Source organism: Thiobacter subterraneus (genome assembly GCF_055379455.1).
Genome location: NZ_AP042402.1, coordinates 1,130,390 through 1,156,609, shown reverse-complemented (window position 1 = coordinate 1,156,609; position 26,220 = coordinate 1,130,390). Strand labels below are relative to the sequence as shown.

General features: G+C 68.9%; 23 protein-coding genes. 13 read left to right on the top strand and 10 right to left on the bottom strand.

The features are described 5' to 3' along the window. Positions 1-52: 52 nt before the first annotated feature. Together ACZ42P_RS05785 and ACZ42P_RS05780 are read right to left on the bottom strand one after the other, a co-directional pair. Positions 53-865 (bottom strand): ABC transporter ATP-binding protein, encoded by an 813-nt coding sequence (locus ACZ42P_RS05785; protein WP_464899133.1) that lies wholly within the window; start codon positions 863-865, stop codon positions 53-55. A gap of 28 nt (positions 866-893) precedes the next feature. Then, positions 894-1,244, bottom strand: coding sequence for an OB-fold nucleic acid binding domain-containing protein (locus ACZ42P_RS05780; protein WP_464899132.1), 351 nt, complete (start codon positions 1,242-1,244; stop codon positions 894-896). 112 nt (positions 1,245-1,356) lie between these two features. On the opposite strand from ACZ42P_RS05780, the gene ACZ42P_RS05775 reads away from it, so the two are divergent. The 7 genes from ACZ42P_RS05775 to ACZ42P_RS05745 all read left to right on the top strand — a co-directional run bounded on the left by ACZ42P_RS05775 (position 1,357) and on the right by ACZ42P_RS05745 (position 6,080). Continuing rightward, positions 1,357-1,611 carry a GIY-YIG nuclease family protein gene (locus ACZ42P_RS05775; RefSeq protein ID WP_464899131.1) on the top strand — a complete coding sequence of 85 codons (255 nt, stop codon included), beginning with the start codon at positions 1,357-1,359 and terminating at the stop codon, positions 1,609-1,611. A gap of 93 nt (positions 1,612-1,704) precedes the next feature. After that, positions 1,705-2,184 carry a DUF2934 domain-containing protein gene (locus ACZ42P_RS05770; protein ID WP_464899130.1) on the top strand — a complete coding sequence of 160 codons (480 nt, stop codon included), beginning with the start codon at positions 1,705-1,707 and terminating at the stop codon, positions 2,182-2,184. Positions 2,185-2,229: 45 nt separating this feature from the next. Further along, positions 2,230-2,691: a YbhB/YbcL family Raf kinase inhibitor-like protein gene (locus ACZ42P_RS05765; protein ID WP_464899129.1), complete on the top strand. Its 462-nt coding sequence runs from the start codon at positions 2,230-2,232 to the stop codon at positions 2,689-2,691. A gap of 69 nt (positions 2,692-2,760) precedes the next feature. Continuing rightward, positions 2,761-3,537: a bifunctional DNA primase/polymerase gene (locus ACZ42P_RS05760; protein WP_464899128.1), complete on the top strand. Its 777-nt coding sequence runs from the start codon at positions 2,761-2,763 to the stop codon at positions 3,535-3,537. A gap of 55 nt (positions 3,538-3,592) precedes the next feature. Beyond that, complete coding sequence (locus ACZ42P_RS05755; RefSeq protein WP_464899127.1) at positions 3,593-4,150, top strand: YecA/YgfB family protein; 558 nt, start codon at positions 3,593-3,595, stop codon at positions 4,148-4,150. Positions 4,151-4,388: 238 nt separating this feature from the next. Continuing rightward, the gene (locus ACZ42P_RS05750; RefSeq protein WP_464899126.1) at positions 4,389-4,763 is read left to right on the top strand and encodes a TusE/DsrC/DsvC family sulfur relay protein; all 375 of its coding nucleotides are present in this window, start codon (positions 4,389-4,391) and stop codon (positions 4,761-4,763) included. 351 nt (positions 4,764-5,114) lie between these two features. Beyond that, positions 5,115-6,080, top strand: a complete 966-nt coding sequence (locus ACZ42P_RS05745) for a PDC sensor domain-containing protein (RefSeq protein WP_464899125.1) — start codon at positions 5,115-5,117, stop codon at positions 6,078-6,080. Positions 6,081-6,108: 28 nt separating this feature from the next. On the opposite strand, the gene ACZ42P_RS05740 is transcribed toward ACZ42P_RS05745, so the two are convergent. Then, complete coding sequence (locus ACZ42P_RS05740; protein WP_464899124.1) at positions 6,109-6,369, bottom strand: hypothetical protein; 261 nt, start codon at positions 6,367-6,369, stop codon at positions 6,109-6,111. A 146-nt stretch (positions 6,370-6,515) separates the two neighbouring features. Between ACZ42P_RS05740 and ACZ42P_RS05735 the strand changes: the two genes are divergently transcribed. Continuing rightward, positions 6,516-6,878, top strand: a complete 363-nt coding sequence (locus ACZ42P_RS05735) for a hypothetical protein (RefSeq protein ID WP_464899123.1) — start codon at positions 6,516-6,518, stop codon at positions 6,876-6,878. Next, positions 6,865-7,203 (top strand): hypothetical protein, encoded by a 339-nt coding sequence (locus ACZ42P_RS05730; RefSeq protein WP_464899122.1) that lies wholly within the window; start codon positions 6,865-6,867, stop codon positions 7,201-7,203. The genes ACZ42P_RS05735 and ACZ42P_RS05730 overlap by 14 nt, the downstream gene beginning before the upstream one ends. 1 nt (position 7,204) lies before the next feature. Here the strand turns inward: ACZ42P_RS05730 and ACZ42P_RS05725 are convergent, their stop codons facing one another. The 4 genes from ACZ42P_RS05725 to ACZ42P_RS05710 are packed head-to-tail and all read right to left on the bottom strand — an operon-like array spanning position 7,205 to position 11,495. Next, positions 7,205-8,383 carry an ABC transporter permease gene (locus ACZ42P_RS05725; RefSeq protein ID WP_464899121.1) on the bottom strand — a complete coding sequence of 393 codons (1,179 nt, stop codon included), beginning with the start codon at positions 8,381-8,383 and terminating at the stop codon, positions 7,205-7,207. Further along, positions 8,383-9,537 (bottom strand): ABC transporter permease, encoded by a 1,155-nt coding sequence (locus ACZ42P_RS05720; protein WP_464899120.1) that lies wholly within the window; start codon positions 9,535-9,537, stop codon positions 8,383-8,385. The genes ACZ42P_RS05725 and ACZ42P_RS05720 overlap by 1 nt, the downstream gene beginning before the upstream one ends. Before the next feature lie 3 nt (positions 9,538-9,540). After that, the gene (locus ACZ42P_RS05715; RefSeq protein ID WP_464899119.1) at positions 9,541-10,236 is read right to left on the bottom strand and encodes an ABC transporter ATP-binding protein; all 696 of its coding nucleotides are present in this window, start codon (positions 10,234-10,236) and stop codon (positions 9,541-9,543) included. A gap of 53 nt (positions 10,237-10,289) precedes the next feature. Next, positions 10,290-11,495, bottom strand: coding sequence for an efflux RND transporter periplasmic adaptor subunit (locus tag ACZ42P_RS05710; protein WP_464899118.1), 1,206 nt, complete (start codon positions 11,493-11,495; stop codon positions 10,290-10,292). A gap of 272 nt (positions 11,496-11,767) precedes the next feature. Here ACZ42P_RS05710 and ACZ42P_RS05705 point away from each other — a divergent pair, with 272 nt between their 5' ends. Beyond that, positions 11,768-13,072: an MFS transporter gene (locus ACZ42P_RS05705; RefSeq protein ID WP_464899117.1), complete on the top strand. Its 1,305-nt coding sequence runs from the start codon at positions 11,768-11,770 to the stop codon at positions 13,070-13,072. A gap of 92 nt (positions 13,073-13,164) precedes the next feature. Next, positions 13,165-15,459 (top strand): Tex family protein, encoded by a 2,295-nt coding sequence (locus ACZ42P_RS05700; protein ID WP_464899116.1) that lies wholly within the window; start codon positions 13,165-13,167, stop codon positions 15,457-15,459. Here ACZ42P_RS05700 and sucC read toward each other — a convergent pair. Then, a complete protein-coding gene (gene sucC / locus ACZ42P_RS05695; RefSeq protein WP_464899115.1) occupies positions 15,449-16,615 on the bottom strand; it encodes an ADP-forming succinate--CoA ligase subunit beta in 1,167 nt (388 codons plus the stop codon). The genes ACZ42P_RS05700 and sucC overlap by 11 nt on opposite strands. A 55-nt stretch (positions 16,616-16,670) precedes the next feature. Here sucC and ACZ42P_RS05690 point away from each other — a divergent pair, with 55 nt between their 5' ends. Together ACZ42P_RS05690 and ACZ42P_RS05685 are read left to right on the top strand one after the other, a co-directional pair. Beyond that, positions 16,671-17,846, top strand: a complete 1,176-nt coding sequence (locus tag ACZ42P_RS05690; RefSeq protein WP_464899114.1) for a GNAT family N-acetyltransferase — start codon at positions 16,671-16,673, stop codon at positions 17,844-17,846. A 194-nt stretch (positions 17,847-18,040) separates the two neighbouring features. Next, positions 18,041-18,388, top strand: coding sequence for a DUF3135 domain-containing protein (locus ACZ42P_RS05685; protein WP_464899113.1), 348 nt, complete (start codon positions 18,041-18,043; stop codon positions 18,386-18,388). 101 nt (positions 18,389-18,489) lie between these two features. On the opposite strand, the gene pbpC is transcribed toward ACZ42P_RS05685, so the two are convergent. Together pbpC and ACZ42P_RS05675 are read right to left on the bottom strand one after the other, a co-directional pair. After that, positions 18,490-20,841, bottom strand: coding sequence for a penicillin-binding protein 1C (pbpC, locus tag ACZ42P_RS05680; RefSeq protein ID WP_464899112.1), 2,352 nt, complete (start codon positions 20,839-20,841; stop codon positions 18,490-18,492). A 137-nt stretch (positions 20,842-20,978) separates the two neighbouring features. Continuing rightward, positions 20,979-26,066: an alpha-2-macroglobulin family protein gene (locus tag ACZ42P_RS05675; protein ID WP_464899111.1), complete on the bottom strand. Its 5,088-nt coding sequence runs from the start codon at positions 26,064-26,066 to the stop codon at positions 20,979-20,981. Positions 26,067-26,220 lie beyond the last annotated feature (154 nt).

The window sequence follows — 26,220 nt, the reverse complement described above, 5'->3', positions numbered from 1 at the left end:
TTTCTGTAACAATGACGGCGGCGGGGAGAAAAACTTGAGGGGTAAAAAGGCTTCAGGCCCCGGCGGGCAGGCCCAGGGCGGTTCGGTAGGGGACGCCGGGAAAATGGAAGGGCACGGGCCCTTCAGGCTTGGCGTGGAGGAACTGCTGCACGAAGGGATCCGGGGACGCCACCATCTCTGCCGTGGGCCCGGCGGCCGCGATTTTGCCCTCCAGAATCAGGTAGATGTAATCCACCACCTTGAGGGATTCGCTCACGTCGTAGGTGACCACGATGGAGGTGACGCCCAGGGCGTCGTTGAGCTTGCGGATCAGGTTGGCGATGACATTGAGGGAAATGGGGTCCAGCCCCGCGAAAGGCTCGTCGTAGATGAGGATCTCGGGATCCATGGCGATGGCGCGGGCGAGCGCCACCCGGCGCGCCATGCCGCCGGACAGTTCGCTGGGGTAGAGGTCACGGGCGCCCCGCAGTCCCACCGCGTCCAGCTTCATGAGGACCAGATCGCGGATCATGCGCTCCGGCAGGTCGGTGTGCTCCCGCAGGGGGAAGGCGATGTTGTCGAACACGGTGAGATCGGAAAACAGCCCCCCTGCCTGGAACATCATGCCCATCTTGCGCCGCAGCCGGTAGAGGGCGTCGTTGTCCAGCTCGTGCACGATCTGCCCGGCCACCCTGACCTGCCCGCGGTGGGGGCGCAGCTGGCCGCCGATCTGGCGCAGCAGGGTGGTCTTGCCACAGCCGGACGCGCCCAGGATGGCGCACACCTTGCCCCGGGGCACCGCGAGGTCGATGCCTTTCAGGATGGCATTGTCGTTGTAGGAAAAATGCAGGTCCGTGATTTCGATGACGGGATCGGTGCGGTCCATGGCCAGCTTCTTCGCAAGACGGCAGCCGCTATTGCGGGCCGCTGCCCCGCGGGGCGGGGGCGTTTTCGATGATCAGGGTGAGGGTCTGGTCCCCCAGGGAAAAGGCTTCCTTCACCGTGCCCGTTACTTCCAGTCGTTCGCCCCGGGCGGGCAGCGGCCGCTCGGTGACCACGGTGATGGTGCCGGTGCCGTCGTCCAGCGTGAAGTATTTGACGAAGATCAGGGAAAATACGCTCTTCACCTCGCCCTGCACCTTGACGGTCTTTTCCGCATAGTCGCGGGGATGGGCGAGGATTTCGCCAATGGGCGTGACCGCCGTGCAGGCGGCGAGCACGACTGCCGCCAGGGCAGATATGAGGCGCACAGGGGGGTTGGGCATGGTTGGTCTTCTTCGGGGGAGCCGAGGACGCAAGTATAACCGCGCCGAGCGGCGCGCCGGCAGGCCCCGGTGCGCCATGACGTAGCCGAACCCCGCGCCGCCGCGCCCCGTCATGGAACGCCGCTGGATCGTCTATGTGCTGCGCTGCCGCGACGGCAGCCTCTATACGGGCATCACCACCGACCTGGGTGCGCGCCTGGCCGCCCACAACGCGGGGCGCGGCGCCCGCTACACCCGCGGCCGGCTGCCCGTGACGCTGGTCTATCAGGAGCCGGCTGCCGACCGCAGTGCGGCCCTGCGCCGGGAACGGGCCATCAAGCGCCTGCCGCCGGCGGCCAAGCGGCGCCTGATCGCTGGTTCGCCCTGAGGCCTCCCGCCCCGTTCACGATCTTGGTCTAGACTGAGACACGGGTGCCGCGCGGCACACCGAGTCCTTTGACCCCTTGCCCAGGAGGGCACCATGTCCGATCCGAAATCCAAATCATCGACCCCCCTGCAGGTGACGCCCGAGGAACGCTTTCGCATGATCGCCGAGGCCGCGTATTTCCGCGCGGAGCGGCGTGGCTTCGTCGGGGGCGATCCGGTACAGGACTGGCTCGAGGCCGAAGCGGAAATCGACCGCATGCTCGCCAGCGGCAGGCTGCCCGAATCGCTGAGCGCGAAGCAGCGTTTCCAGATCCAGCTGGAGAACGAACTGAGGGAGCTGGAGGCCCGCATCGAGGCCCTCAGGGTCCAGGCCAGTCTCGCCAAACTGGAGCTCCGGAGCGAATTCGAGAAGGAGCTGGAAGCCCTGGAAGTGCTGCGCAACCGGCTGCGGGGCCGGCTGGAGGAGATCCGCGCACGCGCCGAGGGCGCCTGGGAGGATCTCAAAAGCGGCGCCGAGCAGGCCTGGGAGGATCTGCGCAAGGCCCTGGATCGCGTGGCGGCCCGCTTCCGCTGAAGCCGGCCTCCCGGGCCCGATTCTGCCAACGTGCAAGGTACCGCCATGAAGCTCACCTCACCTGCCTTTGTCCACGGCGGCGAGATCCCCGCCGGCTACACCTGTGACGGCCGCGATGTATCGCCCCCGCTGGCGTGGAGCGAGGTGCCGGCCGGCACCCGCAGCCTGGTGCTCATCGTCGATGATCCGGATGCGCCGGACCCGGCCGCACCGCGCATGGTGTGGGTGCACTGGGTGCTCTACAACCTGCCGCCGGCGATCACGGAACTGCCGGAGGGGGCGGCGGTGCCCGCCGGGGCCAGCGCCGGGATCAACGACTTCCGGCGCACGCGCTACGGCGGACCCTGTCCGCCCATCGGCCGGCACCGCTATTTCTTCAAACTTTATGCCCTGGACACGCGGCTGCCGGAAATGGGCGCCGCCAGCAAGGCCCAGCTGGAGCGTGCCATGTCCGGACACGTGCTGGCCGAAGCCGTCCTCATGGGCACCTACGAGCGGCGCGGCTAGGCCGGGCCCGCGGGCACGGCTGTCCACGGCTTGGCGCAAGCCCCGGTGAATGATCCGCCCCGGACCAGGATGAGGGCGTCTTCCTGTCTCGATGCGGCGCTGGACTACCTTGCCCGCGGCTGGTCGGTGGTACCGGTGCGCGCGCGGGAGAAGCGCCCGCTCGTCGCCTGGCAGGCGTATCAGCAGACCCGGCCCACGCCCGCCGAGGTGCGGGAGTGGTTTACACGCTGGCCCGATGCCAACGTGGGCATCGTCACCGGTGCCCTGTCGGGGCTGGTGGTGCTGGACGTGGATCCCTCCCATGACGGCGAACAGAGTCTCGCCCGTCTGGAACGGGAGCATGGGCCCCTGCCGGTGACCGTGGAGGCGATCTCGGGCGGCCGCGGACGGCATCTCTATTTCGCCCATCCGGGTGGCGAGGTGCGCAACCGCGCGGGGCTCGCGCCGGGCATCGATCTCCGCGGCGACGGCGGCCTCATCGTCGCGCCGCCGTCGCTGCACCCCTCGGGGCGACGCTACACCTGGCGTGCCGGCCACGCGCCCGGGGCGTGCGGGCTGGCGCCCCTGCCGCGCTGGCTGCTGCCGGGTGCGGCGCCGCGCACGGGCCACCCCCTCGCCTACTGGCGGGAACTCGTCGCGCGCGGCGTGCCGGAGGGGCGGCGCAACAGCACCCTGGCATCGCTGGCGGGCCATCTGCTCTGGCACGGCGTGGATCCGGACGTGGTCGCCGAACTCCTTTTGTGCTGGAACCGCAGTCGCTGCCAGCCGCCCCTGTCGGACGAGGAGGTGCTGCGCACCGTGGCCAGCATCACCCGCCTGCACGAAAGAGAGGCGGGCGCCGGCTGAGGCGGTCGGTGTCGCGCGGCTTGACGCCCGCGTGCCGCGGGCGCAAGCTGCCAGCATGCTGCCCGCACCTTCCCGCCCCCTGGATACGGCGGAACTCGCCCGTCTCGAACACTTCCTGCGTTCCCGCGCCTGCGGCCCGGACGCCATGGGCGTGTCGCGCGCCCACGGCTTTCTCACCGCCGGCGTGTGTGGGCCGGAAGGCCTGGCACCGGAGGAATGGATCCGCCTGGTATTCGACGAACCGGTGTTCGAAAGCGGCGAGCAGGCACAGGACATGCTGGGCCTCGCCCTCGCCCTCTACCGGGACATCGAGCACGGCCTGGCCATTGGGGCGTTCCGCCCGGTCCTGGAATACGTGCGGGCCAGCGGCGGCGCCGTGCACATCGATCCCCGTGCCTGGTGCGAGGGCTTCATCGCCGGCACCCAATTGTTCCGGGAGCACTGGACACGCGCCGCGCGCGAGACCTTGCAGGAACCGCTGGACGTGATCTTCCGCCTCGCCCGGCTGGTTCCCGATGGCGGCAGCCGGCACACGCGTCTGTGCCAGGCCCTGCCCCTGGCGGCCCAGGCGGTGTATGGGTTCTGGCGGGAAACGCCGCGCGAGCCGGCGTGAACCCGGCTTGCCCATCGGACCGGGGCAGGCCCGTGGTGCGCATCGAGTCAGTGCACAAGCAGGGGGCCATGGAGGCCCTGCGTGCCTGCGCGCGTGGGGTGCCTTCCCATGGAAAATCCGGGTTGAAGCGAGGTCATGCGCGGACTAGGTTGAAAGGGGCGGCCGCGGGCAGACGGGCGGCATTGCGCCGCCCCGCCGGAGCGGCCCCTTTTCCGTGACCAACGAGGAGGGTTACACCATGCTTGGCACGTTCTCCGTCACGTCCGGCAGCAAGCCGGACATCCCTCGCGATCCCGACGCTTCCCTCATGTCCCCCGACTGGAGCCGGGCGCAGGCCGAACGGGCGGCCCGCGCCGAGGGCCTCACGCTCACCGATGACCACTGGGAGGTGATCCAGGCCCTGCGGGACTGGTTTTGCCGCCATGAGGAGGCCGGCCTGCCGATCCACCTGCGCGACCTGCATGACGCGCTGGAGGAGGCTTTCCATGCCCGCGGCGGCATCCGCTACCTCTACGAGATCTTCCCCGGCGGACCGGTCGCCCAGGGTTGCCGCCTGGCGGGCATCCGGGCGCCCTTCATCGCCCGCGATCCGGGCTTCGGCAGCGTCGCCTGAAGGGGTGCGTGGAGAGTCGCCGCTGAAGCGCCTCCCACCACCCCGACCCTCCCCCGTCGAGGGGGAGGGGGTCGGGGCGCGGCTTGAGCCCCCGGGGGCGCGAGCCCTGTGGGAGCGGCTTTAGCCGCGAGGGGATGATCGCACTGCCCCCGGTCGCCACCGAAGCGCCTCCCACCACCCCGACCCTCCCCCGTCGAGGGGGAGGGGGTCGAGGCGCGGCTTGAGCCCCCGGGGACGCGAGCCCTGTGGGAGCGGCTTTAGCCGCGAGGGGATGATCGAACCGCCCGCCGGTCGCCATCGAAGCGCCTGCCGCGATTTAATCCGTCACACGGTGGCGGTATCCTCCCATCCATGCATCCTCCCAAGGAAACCCTGCAACAGAGCATTGCCGAACAACGGCGCGAGCTGAAGGCCCTGCTGGAGGCGCCGCTGCGCGAGGTGGCGCGTGCCGCTGCGCGGGTCTGGCCGCGGCGTGGGGAGCTGGACGCCGTGCTGCAGGCGATGCTGCCGCGCGTTCCCCACTGCAAGTATCTCTATGCCCTGGACGTGCACGGCGTGCAGATCAGCGACAACGTGGGCCATGAGGGCATCGTCGAGGCGGACTACGGACGCGACCGCTCGGAGCGGCCCTATCTGCGGGAAGCGGTACCGGCGGAAGGCTTCCGCCTGTCCCAGGCCTACATCAGCCTGCGCGAGAAGCGGCCGGCCCTCACCGCGATCCAGATCGTGCGCAACGAGTCGGGCATGGTACTGGGCTTCGTGGGGGCGGACTTCTTTCTCCACGACCTGCCCCTCACCCGGGAGCTCTACGAGGAGCCGCGCTACTGGCGCCAGATCAAGGGCGACCCTTCCATTCGCGGCACCGTCTTCCACCAGACCCGTGCCGAAAGCGAAATGGACCGCAGGATCGACACCGTGCTGGCGGTGGTGGAGGAACTCATGGTGGATCACGGCGTGTTCCACGTGATCCTGCATTTCTCCAGCAGCCGGGCGGTGGTATGGGTGTTCGACGACCCCTATCGCTACCGGCTTCTGGACATCGATGCCCTGGTCTTACCCGATAGTTGTCTCGCCTACCCGCGCCGCCCTTATCCCCCGGGCACGGTGGTGCCACGGGAAGCCATCCGGCCGGTGCTGGAGCAGCTCAAGGCGCTGCGTTTCATGGACGAGATGTTCTATCTGCGTTCAGGCACGCTCAATCTGTTCAACGGCATCGTCGGCCTCACCTTCTCCTGCGACGGTTCCCATTACATTCCCTACGACGAATTCCTGCGCATGGATGAGGCCTTCTGGCTGGGCAGCGTCACGAGCCCGTGAGGGACCGCGCGTTGCGCGGTGGGGAGGGTCAGCGGTCCTCGTGAACCCGTTTCCTGCCTTTGTCGGCCCCCTTGTGCTTGCCCTTGTCCTCGTGGGGTGCGGGCATGGCGGGCTCGGCCGGGATGGCGGGCGTGGCCTTGGGTGGCTCGGCGGGCCGGCCCATGTCATGGGACGCAGGCATGGCCGGTGTCGCCGGGCTGGCGGGCGTGGCGTGATGGGGATTGGCGGCCAGTGCCCCCAGGCTGACGAGGGCGCCGGCAGCGAGCAGCAGGGTGAGCGATTTGCGCATGGTGTCCTCCTTTCGTTGAGTTGGGACATGTCCGGGAAAACGGCCCGGACACACCAGCCAACAACGTCCGGCAATGCCCGGCCGTTGACACTTGAGCCTTGGGCGTGGCGATAATCTGGGCTCCCTGATCCCCGGTGGAGTACGCCATGGCTTCTGTCCTGATCGAAGGCAAGTCTGTCGCCGTGCATCTTTCGCCCCGCGCCGAGGCGGCGCTGAAGCGTCTCGATGCGCCCCTGGTGGCGGAGATGGAGCTTTATTTCAGCTGTCTCATCCGCAAAGCGGTGCGCTTCCGTCCCCTGGAAAATGGCGATGCAGTATGCGTGCAGGGCAAGCTCTACGCCCGTTTCCGGCCGGTGGTGGCGAAGGCCTGCGGAGCCCGGGTCGCCGACGGACCGCCGCCCCTGGAAGAGATCGCGGTCCACCACGCCGCGGCCTACACGCCGGACTGGCTCAGCATCGACTATCAGCAGGGACAGTGGCAGGGGGCTTTTGGCTATGGCGCGCATTGAGTGGTGGCTGATCGTGGCGCTGTGCCTGCCGCCCTTGGCCTGGGCGGAGCGTCCGCTGTCGGAGACGGGCGCGCGTGCTGCCCAGATGCGGCTGGAGATGGCGCGTAAGGAGCAGCGTGAGGCCGAGCGGCTGCTGGGGCTGGCGGAGCAGGACCTCGCCGAGGCCCGCCGCCGCGAGGAGGGGCTTGCCCGGGTCCTCGAGGAGGCGCGCGCGGCTCGGCAGGCGGCGGAGCGCGAGGTGCAGAGCCGGCGTGAGGCACTGGCTGCGGCCGCCCGGCGGGTGCAAGAGGCCGAGGCCGGGGTACGCGCCGCCTGGGGCCGCTGACTCACGCCGCGCGCAGGGCGTCCACGATGTTCAGGCGTGCCGCGCGCAGGGCCGGCAGAAAGCCGCCCACCACTCCCATCGCCAGGGCAAAACCCAGGGACGCGGCGACGATGCCCGGCGTGAGGCGGAACCCAAAGGCGATTTCGGAGAAGGTCTGCCAGTTCATGGTGGACAGGCTGAAGAGCTGCATGAAAGACGCCGCCAGCACGCCCACCGCGCCGCCTGCCAGGGAAAGCAGCAGCGACTCCGCGAGAAAGGCGGTGAGGATGCGTCGGCGCGTGAAACCCAGGGCGCGCAGCGTGCCGATCTCCTGTGTGCGGTTGGCCACGGCCGCATACATGGTGATCATGGCGCCGATGGTGGCGCCCACGGAAAAAATCACCGCCAGGGCGAGCCCCAGGATTTCGATGAAGCGCGCCAGCGTCTCCGACTGATCGGCGTAGAAGCGTGTCTCCCGTTTGGTCTCCACCGTGAGCCGGGGATCGGCGGCAAGCCGTGCCTGAAAGGTGTCGAAGGCCTGGGCATCCCTGAGACGCACGATCACCGAGGAATATACCGGGCGCCGGAAGGCCTGCATGAGTTGCTCGGCATCGCCCCAGATCTCGGAATCGAAGGCACTGCCGCCGGCATCGAACAGGCCCACCACACGCCATTCCCGCTGACCGAAGCGCAGCGTCTCCCCCAAGCCGGCACCCTGGAAGCGTCCCGCCACGCTGCGGCCGGCGATGACTTCGGAGGCACCCGGGCGAAACAGGCGGCCGGCGGTGAGCCTGACCTGGGGCCGCAGGGCCGCGCCCTGGGCGCCCACGCCGCGGATGGTGACGTTGGCGGGACCACCCGAATCCCGCTTGGGCAGGCTGATGAGCACCACGATCTCGCGTGAGGCGAGGGGGCGCCCCTGGCCATCCAATGCCACCTCCGGCTGGCTCTCGATGACGGCGGCCTGACTGCGTTCCACCCCGCTTTGCACTTCGGTCTGGGCGCCACGCCGGATCACCACGGCGTTGTCGGCGGAGCCGCTTTGCACCAGCGCCGTGCGCAGGCCCTCGCTCAGCATGAGCACGGTGGCGAACACGAACACCACCAGCGCCATGCCGCCTGCCGTGAGCAGGGTGGTGGCACGGCGCGTGGCGAGATTGCGCACCACGTAGGACAGGGGCACGCCGGTGAGCAGGCTCATCAGGCAACGCTCCGCAGGCCGGCCACGATGTTTACACGCGCGCCTTTCTCCGCCGGCACCAGCGCGGCGATCAGCCCCACCAGCAGGGCCGCCAGAGCCTGCAGCCCCAGGGTCTCAGGCCGGATGGAGAAGACCGGAAACAGGCTGGCGAGCTGCGCGCCGAAGGCCTCGGCGGCGGGAAAGCTCAAGAGCATGCCCAGCGCGCCGCCCAGGAGGGCGATGGCCAGCGACTCGCCATAGACCAGGAGGCGCACGAAGCCGGGGCCGAAGCCCAGGGCCTTGAGGGTGGCGTATTCGGCCAGGCGTTCCCGCGCCGTCATGGCCATGGTGTTGGCCATCACCGCCAGGATGATTGCGATCACCACGTAAGACACCGCCTGGATGGCAAGCAGAATGGCCTCGGTCATGGACACGAAGGAAAGCTGGAAGGCCTTCTCGGTCTCGGTGCGGGTTTCGGCCAGGGAGTTGCGGAACAGGGCGTCCACCGCGCTGGAAATTGCCGCTCCACGGCTGGCGTCGTCGATACCCAGGATGAAGACACCCACCGTATTGGCGCGCCGGGGATAGTTGCGCTGGGCGGTTTCGTTGAGATAGCGCCAGTGGAAGAAGAACAGTCCCTCGTCGGTGCCGGCCTCCGCGCCCCGGTAGATGCCGCGGATGGTGAAGCGCCAGGTGCCGGGCCAGATGGTGCCGCGCAGGCTCAACGTATCACCCAGGCGCCAGCCGAAACGCTGGGCGAGCCTGCGTCCCACCACCGCCCCCTGCCGGTCCCGCAGGAAGGCCTGCATCTCGCCGGGTTCCACCAGGAATTCCGGATAGAGCTGGAAATAGCTTTGGGCATCCACCGCGAACTGGGGAAAGAAGTTGCGCTCGCTCACATAGACCCCGCCGAACCAGTTGGAATGGGAGACCTGGGTCACGCCGGGCACGGCGCGTATCTTCTGCATGTAGGAAAGGGGCAGGGGAAACACCAGGGAGATGGCATTGCGGGTGACCAGCCGCGTGCGGGAGGTGGCATCCGCCGCCGCATACCAGGCGCCCACCACGGCCTGCAAAAGCCCGAAGGCCAGCACCGCCACCGTCACGCCCAGCAGGGTGAGCCCGGTCCGCAGACGGTGGCGGAAGGCGTTCTTGACGATGAGTTTCAGCAGCATGGCTTACGCCGGGTCGTCGGTGAGCACGCCCTTGTCCAGATGCCGCAGGCGGTGCGCCCGCTCCGCCGCCTTGGGGTCGTGGGTGACCATGACGATGGTCTTGCCGAGTTCCTGGTTGAGGCGTTCCAGCAGATCCAGGATTTCCTCCCCGGAATGGCGGTCGAGATCGCCCGTGGGCTCGTCCGCCACGATCAGGGTGGGATCGGTGATGATGGCGCGGGCGATGGCCACCCGCTGCTGCTGCCCGCCCGAGAGCTGGCCGGGATAGTGGTCCATGCGGTCGGCCAGTCCCACCATGGACAGGGCGAGCGCGGCGCGCTCCCGCCGCTCGCGCCGCGACAGGCCGGTCAGGGTCAGCGGGAGTTCCACGTTCTCCAGTGCGGTGAGCACCGGCATCAGGTTGTAGAACTGGAAGATGAAGCCCACATGGCGCGCGCGCCAGGCGGCGAGAGCTTCCTCGTCGAGGCGGGTGATGTCGATGCCGGCGACTTCGATGCTGCCCGAATCCGGCTTGTCGATGCCGGCAATGAGATTGAGCAGGGTGGTCTTGCCCGAACCCGAGGGTCCCATGAGACCCAGAAATTCCCCCTGCGCGATGTCGAAGCTGATGTCCTCCAGCACCGGCACCACCTGCGCGCCGCGGCGATAGGATTTGCGCAACGCCCGGATGACCACCAGGGGCGTGTTCCCGTCAGACATGGCGTGCGTCTGCCCCGCAGACGGGGCGGGCGCGGATGCGGTCCCGGGCTTGCTCATCGGCCCTTTTCCGGGGAGCGGACGCGGCTGCCGTCGCGCAGGGTGCCTGGCTTCAGCACCACCGTGTCACCGGGCGCGAGGCCCCCTTCGATGACCACCAGATCGCCCAGCGGCTCCCCCAGCGTGACCGGCACCTGGCGCGCGCGGCCCTGCTCGACGCGCATCACCACGGGGATCCCGTCGCGCCGCACCACCGCCGCCGCGGGCAGGGCAGGCCGCGGCTGCCTTTCCTGCTCGCTTAAGGGGCGCGACAGGAAGGCCACCCGGGCGGCCATGTCCGGCAGCACGCGCTCGTCTAGCCGATCGAAGGCCACCTTGACCAGGACCGTGGCCTTGGTGCGGTCCACCGTGGGCACGATGCGCGCCACCCGTCCCGGGAAGCGCACATCGGGGATGGCGTCGAGCTGGATCTCGCAGGGCTGGCCCACTTTCACTGCGTGCAGGCTGGATTCCGACACGTCGGCCTCCACTTCCAGGGTGGACATGTCGGCCAGTGTCACCACCGCCCCCTTGGTTTCCAGGGCCGAGGTGAAGGGGGTGATCACATCGCCCACGTTGGCATGCTTGGTGAGCACGACACCGTCGAAGGGCGCGCGGATTTCGGTGTAGGTGAGCAGCACGCGCGCGTTGGCCAGGGCCGCGCGGGCCGCGGCCAGTGCCCCCTCGGCGGAGGCGAGGGCGGCGCGCGCCTTGTCCTCGCGGGCCACGGCGGCGTCGAGGCCGGACTCGGCAATGAAACGGCGGGCGAACAATTCCCGTGCGCGGGCCAGGGCACGGGAAGCGTCGCGCCATTCGGCGGCAGCCTGTTCCCGCTGACCCTCGGCCACCCGCACGTTGGCTTCGGCCTGCCGCACCTGGGCGGTGACATCGGCATTTTCCAGACGGGCGATCACCTCGCCGGCACGCACCCGGCTGCCCTCGGTCACGCCCAGCCATTCCAACCGGCCGGACGCCTTGGACGCCACCGATGCCTTGCGTGCCGCGGTGACGTAGCCCGTGGCATTGATGAGGGCGAGCGCCTGGGACGGCCAGGCCAGGGTCACATGGGTGGTCTCCACGGGAATTTCCCGCTGGGCGGTGAACCACCAGGCCAGGGGTGCCGCGGCCAGCACCAGCAGGCCCAGGAGCAGGGGCCAGCGCCGGCGGCGCGGCGGTGGTACCTCGCGGGACAGTTTGAGACGGGAGAGATCGGGGTTTGCCATGGTAGGGGACAGAGGTAAGCAGACGCGAGAGTAACGGGTCCAGCCGGCCTGGTAAACCACGGCAGGGTTGAGGCAATGGTCCGGACGCGTGGTGCCCGCCTTGCCGGCACGGCCCCCCGGTGGCGGGCAACCGGGTGACCGCGCGACCGGCAGGGTCGCGGGCCCGACCCACCGGCCGCGGGGCAGGCGTCGCCTGCGCCTGTGATGGCGCGGCGGGGACGGCTCGGTTTGTCCATGGCTGCCTGCCCGGCCCTGGAGTATGCTTGCCGCGCATGGCCCGCCCGCCCCTCGCCCGTCTTCTCAATCCCGGTGTGACACCACGCGAGGTGTGGGCGTGGGCGCTCTACGATTTCGCCAATTCCGGTTACACCACGGTGGTCATCACCGCGGTGTTCAACGCCTACTTCGTCGCGGTGGTGGCGGGGAATGCCCCCTGGGCCACCTTCCTCTGGACGCTGGCGCTGTCGGTCTCCTATGCCCTGATCGTGCTGAGCGCGCCGCTGGTGGGCGCCTATGCCGATGCCTGGGCAGCGAAGAAGAAACTGCTGCGCCTGGCCACGCTGGGCTGCGTGCTGTTCACCGCGGGCCTGGGCCTGGCCGGCCCCGGCAGTCTTGCGCTGGCGGTGGCGTTCGTCGTGCTGTCGAATTTCTTCTACGGCACCGGCGAGAACCTGATTGCCGCCTTCCTGCCGGAGCTGGCGCGCCCCCGAGCCATCGGCCGCGTGTCCGCCTGGGGCTGGAGCCTGGGTTACCTGGGGGGGTTGACCAGTCTGGCCACCTCCCTTGCCTACCTGGGTTGGGCGGAGGCCCGCGGCCTGAACACGCGCGAAGCCGTGCCAGTGACCCTGCTCATCACCGCGGCCCTGTTCGCACTGGCCAGCCTGCCCACTTTCCTGTGGCTGCGCGAGCGGGCGCGGCCGCAGCCGCACCTCGTGCGCGGGCAGCCCGTGCGGGAGGCCTTCCTGCGCCTCGCCCACACCCTGCGCGAGGCGCGCGCCTTTCGCGATCTGTTCCGTTTCCTGCTGTGCACGCTGTTCTATCAGGCGGGCATCCAGGCCGTGATTGCGCTGGCCGCCATCTATGCCCAGCAGGTGATGGGCTTTTCCGTGCGCGAGACCATCGGGCTCGTGTTCGTGGTCAATATCACGGCGGCCATCGGGGCGCTCCTGTTCGGCTGGCTGCAGGATCGCATCGGCCACGTGGCGGCGGTGGCCCTCACCCTGCTCGCGTGGCTCTTCATGGTGGGGCTCGCCCATGGCGCGCAGGGGCCGGTGCAGTTCTGGCTGGCGGCCAACGTGGCGGGGCTGGCCATGGGCGCGAGCCAGTCGGCGGGACGTGCCCTGGTGGGGCTGCTCTCCCCCGCCGGCCGGCGTGCGGAATTCTTCGGGCTGTGGGGATTCGCGGTGAAGCTTGCGTCCATCTTCGGCCCGCTCACCTACGGTATTGCCACGTGGGTGAGCGGGGGCAACCATCGTGCCGCCATGCTGGGCGTGGGCGTGTATTTCCTGATGGGGCTTGCCGTCCTCGCCGGCGTGGACGTGAAACGCGGGCGGCGCGCGGCGCTGCGGGCGGGCTGAGGACGGGGCCGGTAGCACAAGGCACGGCGCTTGCTCAAGCGCCGGCCCGCTGGCCACAATCAGCGCCTTTCTGTTCCGTTCACTCTCCCATCATGCTGCCAGCCATCGAACAGCGCATCGCCCGGGAACTCGACGTCAAACCCCAGCAGGTGGCCGCCGCCATCGCCCTGCTCGACGACGGCGCGACGGTGCCCTTCATCGCCCGCTACCGCAAGGAAGCCACCGGCGGCCTGGATGACACCCAGCTGAGATTCCTGGAAGAGCGGCTCGCCTATCTGCGCGCGCTCGAAGCCCGCCGCGAGGCCATCCTGTCCAGCATCCGGGAGCAGGGCAAGCTCACGCCGGAACTGGAGGCCGAGATCGCCCAGGCCGACACCAAGCAGCGGCTGGAAGACCTGTATCTGCCCTACAGGCCCAAGCGGCGCACCAAGGCCCAGATCGCCCGCGAGGCGGGGCTTGGGCCCCTGGCCGAAGCCCTGCTCACGGATCCCGGTCTCGATCCGGAAGCGGAGGCACAGAAATTCCTCAATCCCGAGGCCGGCTTCGCCGATGGCAGGGCCGTGCTGGAGGGCGCGCGCCAGATCCTCATGGAACGTTTCGCGGAAGACGCCGAGCTCCTGGGCAACCTGCGTGGCTATCTGGAACAACACGGTGTGCTGAAGGCCACCGTGGTGGCCGGCAGGGAGGAGGCGGGTGCCAAGTTCCGTGACTATTTCGACTTCGCCGAGGCCATCGCACGCATTCCCTCCCATCGAGCGCTGGCCCTGTTCCGCGGCCGCAACGAGGGCGTGCTGCAGCTGGCCCTGGTGCTCGATGCCGAGCTCGATCCCCACGGGCCGCCGGTGCCCCATCCCTGCGAGGCGCGCATCGCCGCGCGCTTCGGCATCCGCGACCAGGGCCGGCCGGCGGACCGCTGGCTGGCCGAGACGGTGCGCTGGGCGTGGAAGGTGAAGATTTCGCTGCATCTGGAACTGGAGTTGATGAATGCGCTGCGTGAACGCGCGGAGGAGGAGGCCATCCGCGTCTTCGCCAGCAATCTCAGGGATCTGCTGCTCGCCGCCCCCGCCGGCCCCAGGCCCACCATCGGGCTCGATCCGGGGCTGCGCACGGGTGTGAAGGTGGCGGCGGTGGATGGCACGGGCAAGCTCCTGGAAACCGCCACCATCTACCCCCACGAGCCCCGGCGCGACTGGGACGGTGCCATCGCCACCCTGGCGCAGATGGCCCGCCGCCATGGCATCGAACTCATCGCCATCGGCAATGGCACGGCCTCCCGGGAGACCGAGCGCCTCGTGGCGGACCTCATCCGCCGTCATCCGGAACTGGGGCTCACCCGGGTGATGGTGTCGGAGGCCGGTGCTTCCGTGTATTCCGCCTCCGAATTCGCGGCACGGGAATTTCCCGATCTCGATGTTTCCCTGCGGGGCGCGGTGTCCATCGCGCGCCGCCTGCAGGACCCGCTGGCGGAGCTGGTGAAGATCGATCCCAAGTCCATCGGTGTCGGCCAGTATCAGCACGACGTGTCCCAGACGCGGCTGGCGCGCGCCCTGGATGCCGTGGTGGAGGACTGCGTGAACGCCGTGGGCGTGGACCTCAACACGGCCTCGGTGCCGCTTCTGGCGCGCATCTCGGGGCTGAACCAGAGCCTGGCGACCCAGCTCGTGGCCTGGCGCGACGCCCACGGGGCCTTCCGCAACCGTCGGGAACTGATGAACGTGCCGCGCCTCGGGGAGAAGACCTTCGAACAGGCGGCGGGCTTTCTGCGCATCATGAACGGCGACGATCCCCTGGATGCCTCCGCGGTGCATCCGGAGGCCTATCCCGTGGTGCAGCGCATCCTCGCCGACCTGGGCAAAAGCCTGCGCGAGGTGGTGGGCAATGCCCGGCTGCTCAAGAGCCTGCAAGCCGAAAAATACACCGATGAGCGGTTCGGCCTGCCCACGGTGCAGGACATCCTGCGCGAGCTGGAAAAGCCGGGCCGCGATCCCCGGCCGGAATTCCGCACCGCCCGCTTCAAGGAGGGGGTGGAAACCCTGACCGACCTGGCGCCGGGCATGGTGCTGGAAGGCGTGGTCACCAACGTCACCAACTTCGGGGCCTTCGTGGACATCGGTGTGCACCAGGACGGACTCGTGCACGTGTCGGCCCTGTCCCGGCGTTTCGTGAAAGACCCGCGTGAGGTGGTGAAGGCGGGCGACGTGGTGAAGGTGAAGGTGCTGGAGGTGGATCTGCCGCGGCGGCGCATTGCCCTCACCATGCGGCTGGAGGACGAGGCTGAAGCGACCGTCGGCAGCGCGCAGGGCCGCCCGCGCGGCACCCGGCCCGCGCAGCGCCCGCCCGCGCCCCAGGGTGCCATGGCGGCCGCCCTGGCCAAACTCAGGCGCTAGCGGCGGCCGCCACCGCCAGCTTGGCGGCTTCGGTGAGGCTGGGCGCGGAGAGGATCTTCAGGCCCGACTGGGCCAGCATGTTGCGTCCCAGATCCACGTTGGTGCCTTCCAGACGCACCACCACCGGCACCGTGACGCCCACCTCGCGCACCGCCTGGATGATGCCCTCGGCGATCACGTCGCAGCGCATGATGCCGCCGAAGATGTTGACCAGGATGGCCTTCACCTTGGGGTCGGAGAGAATGATCTTGAAGGCCTTGGCCACGGTTTCCGCCGTGGCGCCGCCCCCCACGTCGAGGAAGTTGGCAGGCGCGCCGCCGTGCAGCTTGATGAGGTCCATGGTGGCCATGGCCAGTCCCGCGCCGTTCACCATGCAGCCGATGTTGCCGTCCAGGGCGATGTAGTTGAGACCCACCGCATGGGCCGCGGCTTCCTTGGGGTCGTCCTGGCTCACGTCGCGCAGATCGGCGAGGCGCGGCCGCCGCCACAGGGCGTTGTCGTCCACGCCGATCTTGCAGTCCAGCGCGACCAGCCTGCCATCTTCGGTCACCACCAGCGGATTGATTTCCAGCAGGGACAGATCGTTGCTGACGAACAGGCGATAGGCATTGCGCAGAAGCCGCGTCATCTCACCCACCTGGGCGCCGCTGAGACCCAGGGCGAAGGCCAGCGCGCGGCACTGGAAATCCTGCAGGCCCAGCAGCGGATCGCACAGCTCGCGCAGAATACGCTCGGGTGTGGTGCGGGCCACTTCCTCGATGTCCATGCCCCCCGCGCTGGACGCCACCACCGCCACGCGCTCGCTTTCCCGGTCCACCAGCAGCGACAGATACAGCTCGCGCGCCACGGCGAGCGTTTCCTCCACCAGCACCCGGGAAACCGGCTGGCCGTGGGGTGCATTCTGGTAGGTGACCAGCGGCCGCCCCAGCAGCTCATCCGCCACGCGGCGCAGTTCGTCCACGGAATTCACGATGCGCACGCCCCCGGCCTTGCCGCGCCCGCCGGCATGGATCTGGGCCTTGACCACCCAGCGGCTGCCGCCCAGTTCATTGGTGGCCACTTCGGCATGCAGGGTATTTTCGATCACCACACCGCGCGGGGTGGGGATGGCATACTCCCGCAGCAGTTCCTTGGCCTGGTATTCGTGGAGATTCATGGTGGATTCCGGAGTCGGGGAATGCAGAAGGAAGCGAAATTCTGGAGGAAATCCCGTGAATAAGGAAGCCGGCGCGAAGGCATCCCGGCTCGAGGTGGTGCACGCCCTGGCGGAGGTAGATGCCGGCCAGTGGGACCGCCTCGCCGGTGACCAGCCTTTCCTGCGCCATGCCTTCCTGCACGCCCTGGAGACCACCGGCTGCGTGGGTGGGGCAACGGGCTGGCTGCCCTGGCATCTGGTCCTGCGCGAAGGGGGTGAGCTGCGGGCCGCGGCTCCCCTCTACCTCAAGCATCATTCCCGCGGGGAATTCGTGTTCGACTGGAGCTGGGCGGAGGCCTACGCGCGCCACGGCGGCCGTTACTATCCCAAGCTCCTGGGCGCGGTGCCCTTCACGCCGGTGACGGGCAGGCGCCTGCTGGGCGAAGCGGCCTGGCGCCAGGTTCTGATCGAGGGGGCGCTCGCCCTGGCCCGTGAGCTGGGCGTGTCATCGTGGCACTGCCTGTTCCCCACGCAGGCCGAGGCGCAGGAACTGGCGCGCGCCGGGCTGCTGTTGCGACGCGGGGTGCAGTTCCACTGGCACAACGCGGGCTACGCAAGTTTCGAGGAGTTCCTGGCGGCCCTTTCCCGGGAAAAGCGCAAGAAGATCCGCCAGGAACGCCGGCGCGTGCAGGAGGCGGGTGTGTCTTTCGAGTGGCGCACGGGTGCCGACATCCGCGAGGCGGACTGGCATTTCTTCGAACGCTGTTACCGGAACACCTATCGGGAACACGGCAGCGCACCCTATCTCAATCTGGATTTCTTCCTGGAACTGGGGCGGCTTCTCAAGCAGCACTGTCTGCTGGTCATTGCCCACCAGGATGGCGTGCCCATCGCCAGCGCCCTCAACCTGTTTGACGGCCAGACGCTCTACGGACGCTACTGGGGCAGTCTGCGCTTCCTGCCCGGTCTGCATTTCGAGACCTGCTATTACCAGGGCATCGAGTTCTGCATCGCCCAGCGGCTGTCCCGCTTCGAGGGGGGCGCCCAGGGTGAGCACAAGCTGGCCCGGGGACTTTTGCCCGTCACCACCTGGTCGGCACACTGGATCGCCGACGCCTCCTTCCGCGACGCCGTGGCGCGGTTCCTCACCCGCGAGGCGGAAGGTGTGGCGGATTACGTCAATGAGCTCGAGGGACATTCGCCCTTTCGTTCGGCGCCGCCCGAAGCGCCGCCGGATACGCGTCCGGAATGACTGGACCGTGCCTCGGCCCGCCGCAGGAAGCGCTTGCGCCGACCCATGGGCGATCTGGCGCGGCAGGGCGTTTCATGAAATCTTGGCAAGGTGTCCCGTACCCAGGTCCATCATCGTGGATTTTTGCGCGCGCCGTGTTGCATAATCCGACGCATGGTCGTGCCCGGCGCGGCCATGTTCACGGAGAGCGAGCCATGAGCCAGGGCGATTCCCGCTTTGATTTCGACGAGTGGATGCAGCTCGCGAAAACGGACCCCGCCGCCTTCGATGCACGCCGGCGGCAGGTCATCGAGGCCTTCATCAGCGAGGCGCCCCCCCACATCCGCCAGCGGCTCGAGCGTTTCCAGTGGCGCATCGACATGGAGCGCGCCCGCTGCGAAAATCCCATGCAGGCCTGCATCAAGCTCTCCAACATGATGTGGGAACTGGTCTATGGCGACCGCGGCTTTCTCTGGTCGCTCAAGCTTCTGTCCGGCCCGAATGCCGCGACACCCGCCGCGGGCGCCAGCGTGGTACCCCTCAAGCCCCCGCGCGATGCCTGACGGTGCCCGTTGCGGTGTGTGCAGCGCCGCCCCGGGATCGCGGCGCCATCGATTCCCGTCTGCCGTGACCGTCGCCGCCGCGGATCCTGCCTCAAGGCCGGTCAGCTGTCCGGCGCATCAAGCCCCGTTCCCCGCACGCTGACACTGATCCGGTCGTAGTGCCCCGCCGGGTCCAGCGCAGTGATGTCGTAACGGCCGGGCGTGGCGAATTGCAGGGTCTGGCTGCTGCTGCCGTGGCCCACCACGCGGCCATTGACGATCCAGTACACCGGGCCCATCGTGCCGCGCAGCGTGAGCCGCACCACCGGCGGCCTGGCGCCTGGGGCCTGCTGGATCACGCTGCGGTCATTGAGGCCGAGGATCCTGATGCGGGCCGGCAAAGGTTCGCGGCCCCGGCAGCCCGGGGCCCAGGGGGGCAGCCGGACCGTTTGCTGCAGACTGGCCTCCAGCCAGGGTTCGAGCAGCGTCGGCCAGCGCACCGCTTCCCGGATCTCCGTCCTGCCCCGCGCGCACTCGGGTAGCACGCGCAGGCCGCTCGCTGCCTCCACGGTGTAGTCGTAGCGCAGCGGCCCCGGGCGCAAGGGGTCCGGAAAAGTGGGCGGTGCCACGCCGTTCAGTATCCAGGCCGTGCGCTTGACGGGACACAGGGCATCGTCCGCCGGGTGGCGTCCACCCAGGGGCCAACAGATGATTTCCTGCGTCACCTGGGCAGGGGGCGTGCGCGGCGCGCCGCGCCCTTCTTCGGGCAACAGGGCGAACACGTCCACGAGCAGGGGCGCGGCCAGGTTGGCGCCGAAGAAACCGGGATTGGGCGTGCCATCCGGACGTCCCACCCAGACGCCGACGGTGTAGCGGTTGCTCACGCCAATGGCCCAGGCATCGCGGAAGCCAAAGCTGGTGCCCGTCTTCCAGGCGATGCCCCGCTGCGGGCCGGGCGTGGCAGGGGCGGCCCGCGCGCCGGGACCGCCCCTTTCCAGAATGTCGCGCACGATGAAGGCGGCGCCTTCACTCATCATGCGCCGCTCCTCTACGGGCGCGTCCGGGGTAAAGCGCGGCGTGCCGGCCAGGCCGCGCCGGGCGAGGGAGGAATAAGCCGCCACCAGTTGTTCCAGTGTGGTGCCCGCGCCGCCCAGTATCACGCTGAGATTGGGCTCGCCCCCGCGGGGAAAGTCCAGCCTGAGACCGCCCTGCCGCAGGAGGGCCACGAAGCGCCTGGGACCCAGGGCGTCCAGCACCTGCACGGCCGGCACGTTCAGGGATTTCACCAGTGCCTCCGACACGCTCACCGGACCGTGGAAGGACTGCTGGAAGTTGCCCGGCTCGTAGCCATCGAAATTCTGCGGCACGTCGGCGAGCAGCGATTCCGAGTGGATGAGTCCCTCATCCAGGGCGAAGGCGTACAGGAAGGGCTTGAGTGTGGAACCGGGCGAGCGTGAGGCGCGCACCATGTCCACATGGGCGAAGCGCTCGGCGTCGCCGAAATCGGCGGAGCCCGCATAGGCCAGCACTTCCAGCGTGGTGTTGTCCATCACCAGCGCCGCCAGGGAGACGCGCGGCGGCAGGCTGCGGGCCCGGTCCAGGAGCAGGGCCTCGGTCAGGGTTTGTGTGGTGGCGTCGATGGTGGTGTCGATGCGCAGTTTGCCGCCGGCCTGTCTGCGCAGACGTTCCGCCAGCAGCGGGGCGCTCACGGGTGTGCGCAGGGTCTGGGCGATCACCGGCTCGCTCAGGGCATCCCGCAGCGCGGCCTCACCCCAGCGCGGCGCGAGGCGCCTGAGCAGTTTGTCGCGCGCAGCGCGCGCCGCCTCGGGAAAGCGGTCCGGCCGCAGCCTGGACGGCGACTGGGGCAGCACCGCCAGCAACGCGGCCTCGGCATGGCTGAGCTGGCGGGCCGACTTGCCCAGATAGGCACGGCTGGCCGCCTCCACGCCTTCCAGCACGCCACCCATGGGTGCGTAGTTGAGATAGAGGGTGAGGATTTCCTTTTTCGAGTAATGCCACTCCAGCTGCAGGGCCCGTGCGATCTGGCGCAACTTGCCGGCCACGGTGCGTGGCGTGGGATCGATGAGACGCGCCACCTGCATGGTCAGGGTGGAGCCACCGGAGACCACCCGGCCGTAGCGCAGGCGCTGCCAGGCCGCACGGGCCAGGGCCACGGGATTCACGCCGGGATGCCACCAGAACCAACGGTCCTCGTAGCCGAGCAGGGCTTCCAGATACAGGGGTGAAACCTGATCGAGGGTGACCGGATGGCGCCAGACATGATCCCGGTCGGGAAAGGCACGCAGGGGTGTGCCGTCGCGTGCGACCACTGTCACGGCGTAGGGCGAGGCGCGTCCGGGTGTGGGCAGGGGGAACAGCCAGTCGGCGAGCAGCAGAACGGCCAGCACACCCGTGGCCCCAATGAACAGGCGGCCGGGCCGTGTCCCCGCAAGTCGTGGAAATGCGTCCTTCATGCCGACTCCCAGCCCGTGCCGCGCGTTTCAGCGTGGGGCGTGCCGGCCGTGGGCAAGTCCCTGCCCAAGGTGGGGAAGGCAGGCGCTACGGCGAGGCGGTTTGCGCGCGATCCGGGAGGGGGCGGGCAGGGCCGGGTTCACCGGGGCTCCACCACGGTCAGCACGTCGCCGCCCCCGGTGAGGCCAAACACTTCCGGGCGATACATGTCCTCGGCATAGACCGGCGGCACGACGAACCTGCCTGGCGTGACCACCCGTGCCCGGTAGAACAGGTTCAGCTCGCGAAAGCCGTCGAGGCGCACGGCGGCCACGAAGCGGTCATCGCGCCATTCCACGTGCCGGATGCGGCTGTCCGTCATGGCTTCGGCCGGATCGATGGCGTCGATTTTGATGGAGCCCATCTGCTCGCCCTGCACGATGTTGAGGTTTTCGATCTCGATACCCGCGGGCACCTTGTCCACGATCAGGCCGGTGGGAATGGCGGCGCTGGAACGGGCGCTGATCCTCACCAGCAGGGTGTCACCGACCTTGAGGGCACGGTCCCCCAGGGGGGTGCCATCGGCATGGTAGATCCTGCGCGTGAGCAGGATGGGATCTTTGCGTTCCGGCGGCGACTTCACCGGGAAGCCGGTCAGGGCCAGCTCCACGTACAGACGTTCCCGATGCCGGTTGGTGAGCCTGATGCCGCCGGTCACCTCCTCCGCCCCCAGTTCGCGGAACAGGGAACCCTTGCCCTTGAGCCCCTCGCTCCTGCCCCGTGACTGGATTTCGGCCGTCCATTCACCGCCGCCGCTGGCGAACGAGCGTCCCACCAGGAACAGCGCCATCTGCTCCTGGGTGCTGTAGTAGCGCTGCCGCTCCATTTCGTCGGCGATCACCCCCACCAGGTCGTCCATGCCTTTGGGCCTGAGCTTGTGCCGCTCCAGCAACACGTAGGACAGGGCGGCATCCCGCAGGTTGCTGCCGTAGTCGCCCCACCAGGCGCCGTTCTCCCGGGGCTTTGCCAGACCCTCGGCGATGGCGGTGTCGCCCCGGGCATCGTCGCCCATGAGCTTGAGGGCGATGCCGAGTTGCACCAGCGAAAGCCCGGAATGGGCGTGGGCGCGCGCTTCGAACATTTGGCGCAGGGTGGACAGGGGCGCCCGGGCGTCACGGGCGAGCACGTAGGCGCCCCAGCTCAATACGCCGAAGCGGGCATTGTCCCGCTGGCGGGCATCTGCCCAGAAGCCGGGCTGGTTTTGCCCTGCTTCGCTCCGGGCACCGGCCGTGGCGCGCATGCGGGGCACGCCTTCCTGCAGGCCGCGCAGCAGGAAATCCATGGCCTTCTTGTACATGACATCCGGTACCTGGAAGCCCTGCCCGCGCGCATCCTGCAGGAAGCCGGTGACGTAGGCCGACAGCCAGTATTCGTACTCGGAGACGTTGCCCCACAGGCTGAAGCCGCCGCCGGGCGCCTGATAGGTGGCGAGGCGGGCGATGGCGGACTCCAGCATTTGTTCCCGCTGTTCCCGCGTGTAGGGCGTGAGGCCGAAGCGGCGCGCGGCCTCCTCGTCCACGAACAGGTGCGGGTAGGCCGTGCTGGTGGTCTGCTCGGCGCAGCCATAGGGATAGCGCAGCAGGCCCTGGATCGCCGAGCGCACGTCGATGGGCGCCTTGTCCGAAATCACCAGATGGGCGGCGAGCGCGTTGCGGTGGAAGCTGGCCAGTTCGCTCTCGCGCACTTCCACCGTTTCACCGGGCGCCACGCTGTAGCGGCGCGACACGTGCTGCTGGGGCGTGGGTGCCTGGATCATCAGCGGGAAGCGGCGCTCCAGCGCGAGGTCCCGGCCCTCGACCCTGACCACGACATCGGTGAGGCCGACGCTGGTGCCGGCTTCCACGGCAAAGCGCAGCGTGGCTTTCTGCTGGTCCCTCAGGGAAAGGGTGCGGCCGCCGTCGTGAATGCGGGTATCGCCTGCGGCGCTGACGGAGACTTTCAGTGTCTGGGCGGCGCCGGACAGGTTGTGCAGGTCCAGTGCCACGGTGGCGCTGTCGCCGAAGTTGAGGAAGCGTGGCGTGGCAAGCTCGGCCACCAGCGGCGCGGCCACGACCACTTCCCCATCCCGGGAGCCGAAGCGGTCGGCCGTGGCGACCACGGCCATCAGCCTCAGCGTGCCGTTGAAATCCGGCAGCGGCAGGGTGATTTCCGCCTCGCCGTTGGCATCGAGGGCGACCGGGCCGCTGAACAGGTCCACCAGCCTGACTTTCCTGGGCAGGCTCCGGGTGGGACGCGGCGTGTCATCGCCGCCGAACTTGAGCTTGCCTTGCCGGCCCGGCATTTTCTCGATCAGCCGGCCGTACACGTCGTGCAGGTCGGCGCCGTAGCGCAGCTTGCCGAAGAAGAAGCCGAAAGGATCCGGCGTGGTAAAGCGCGTGATGTTGAGGATGCCCGCATCCACGGCGGACAGGGTGACGACGGCCTTCTGGCCCCTGGCCTCGGGCGCTCGCACCCGGACCCTGAGAGGCGTGTCGGGCCGTGTTTTGGCCACCGCCTGGAGGGCGACCTCGAGCCTGCGCGGGCTGCGTTCCAGCGGCAGATGGATGAGCCCCAGCGCCCGCGCGGGAGTCACCTGGTCGCCCTCGTTGCCTGGGCGCAGCACCATCACCGAGACGTACAGATCATGCCGCCGCCAGTCCCGGGCGAGGGGGATGTCGATGGTGTCCCCCTTGGCGCCGATGGCCGTGCGTTTAAGCCACAGCAGGCGGTCGCCCTCCACGGTGATCAGAGCGTCGCCCCCATGGGGAGGCTGGATGGTGAGCCGGGCGGTATCGCCCTCCCGGTAGGCGGGCTTGTCCCACTTGAGGGCCACCCGGTCGGGACGGCTGCCCTGGCTCTCGTCTTCTTTGGCACTCCAGCCTGCGTAGAACCGGTAGCGTAGAGTCTGGCGGGTTTCCGGGTCGAGGATCTCGACGCGATAGCGGCCATGGCGCACGGGCAGGGTGAGTCTGCCGCGGCCGGAGGCCGGGATGCTCACGCTGGCGGTTTCCACCAGCTCGTCGCTTTCATTGAACCCCGAATGCCAGCCGCGCTGATCATCGAAGCGCCAGTAGTAGTCGCGATATTCGCGAAACAGCCGCACCGGCAGAGCCCGGGCTGGGCGGGACGTGCCGGAGCGGTCCACCCGGATCACCTCGAACTCCACGGGCGCATCCTGACGCGCGTATTCGCCGGTGAAGAGGGGGCGGATGCCCACCAGGGTCGGCGCCGGCCACACCACCCGCTCGAGGCTGCGCACCACCGGGCGGCCACCCGATTCCAGCAGGCTCACCGTCGCCCGCACGGTGAACGGTGAGTGGCGATCGGCGACGGGCGCGAGGTCGATGTCGAGCCGGGCCCGGCCTGCCTCGTCGAGCGTGGCTTCTGGAAGTTCCTGGCGCGCCCTGGCGCTGTCCTCGGCGAAGTCGCCGAATTCGAAGCCCGGATACTTCTGTGCCAGCGGATTGCGGTTGCGCTCGTACTGGACCACCGCGAGGAGACGGTTGCCGCTCGCCGGGGCGCCGTAGAGATAGCTGCCGCGCACATCCACACTCAGGGCGCCGGCGATTGTCTGGGGGGCGTCCAGTTCCAGCTTCATGCGTTCCGGCAGGAATTCCTCCACGCCGAACCGGAAGACCGTGGCAGGCACCTTGTCCGCCGGATCGGCGCGCAACTCCAGCGTCCAGAACCCGGTGGGTGCGTCCGCAGGCAGATCGATGCGGCGCAGGTAATAGCCGGGAAAGCGCCGGTCCGGCTGCCAGGCGGCGCTGAACTGGGTGCGTCCGTCCGGGCGCTTGAGGATGGCCTGCACCGGCGTGGCAGGCACCGGATGGCCATCCGCGTCGCGCGCCAGGACCGATAGCTGGAAGCTTTCGCCCGGGCGATACAGATTGCGGCCGGCATAGGCAAACAGGCGCACCGGCTTGTAGGGGTCGCCGGTCACGTCGTATTCGGACAGGTCCAGCGCCGGCTCCCGGAGGGCGATCATGGACACCTGCCTGCCCTTGCGTGCCAGGAGCACACGCGCCCCCTGGGGACGCTCGGCGAAGCTCGCCCGGCCATCGCCGTCGGTCTCGGCGCGGGCCAGGGTTTTCCCGGTGCCGTCCAGCCAGGATACTTCCACGCCGCGCATGCCCCGGCCGTCCGTCAGGGAACTCACGAAGGCTTCCGCGCCCTTGTCGTACAGGCGCGCGTGCAGGCCCATGTCGCTGACATAGAAATAGGTGACCTGGAAATCGCCACGAAAGCGCCCCGGCTGGCTCATGATGGCCACGTAGATGCCGGGCTCCTGCAACGCCTTGATGTGCTCCACCGGCAGATAGGTGACGCTGCGCTTGTTTTTCTGCTGTTCGGTGAGGAAGCGGCCGAGATAGACGCTGTCGGCCAGCTTGTGCAGCCGATCCAGCTCCCAGTTGGAGACGGCGCCACGCAGGGCGCCCAGGCGGTCATGGGTGACGTCGTCCTCCACCTCCTCGTCGGCGTCGGTTTCATCGCCGGGGGGATTCGCGTCCTGCTTCCGGGGTGCGGCGGCAATCACCTGATCGAGGAAGTTGGGCAGCTGGTCGTCCCGTACCCGCATGAACTGCACGTCCACTTCGGGCACGTTGACGGTGACGACCGGCAGGCCGCCGTTCTGTTTGGCCGGCAGCACCATGCCCCGGCTGGCGAAATAGTAGGCCGGCGCCACCGCCGCGGTGAGGACCGAATAGCGGGCTTCGGCGCCGAGCAGAGTGCCGTCCCGGGCGGGGAGCTTCCCATCGACGCGCACCACATAGCGCGTCTGCGGCTTGATGTGGGGGAAGAACAGCAGGCGTGGGTTGTCGCCCACCACCCAGGCGCCGGACACCGCCCGGCCCCCCTCGGTGCGGGTATCTTCCGGCCTGGTGCTCACCCGCGAGGCACCGTCCGTTGACCTCGGGCCTTCTTCCGCCCGCTCATCGTCGTTCGGTCTCGCCGCTGCACCCGCCCTCGGCGGCATTTCGTACACCTGGATGTATTTGTCGTAGTGGATGCCTGGATCCAGGGGCCGGGTGAAGGTCAACGCCAGCGCGGGCGCCCCGTCGAAGCTTCGGTCGCCTGCGTCGGCCAGGCTGAAGGGCTCGTGGGAGTCGGGTGTCTGCGGTTGCGGACGATAGAGCGGCCACCAGTGGACAACGGCGGCGGCAAGGGCGAGGGCGACGGCGAGCAGGCCAAGGTGTTTTTTGTTCATGTCCAGTCCAGATGCGGAAGCGATTCCATTGTCATGGCATTCTATTGGACGGGGGTATCCGGGTGTCAAGGCGCGGGTCATCGGGGATGAGACCGGCAGAGCAAAAGCGGGCGGGCCTGCACGGCCCGCAGGGGTGGGCGTTCAGTGGAGCCGA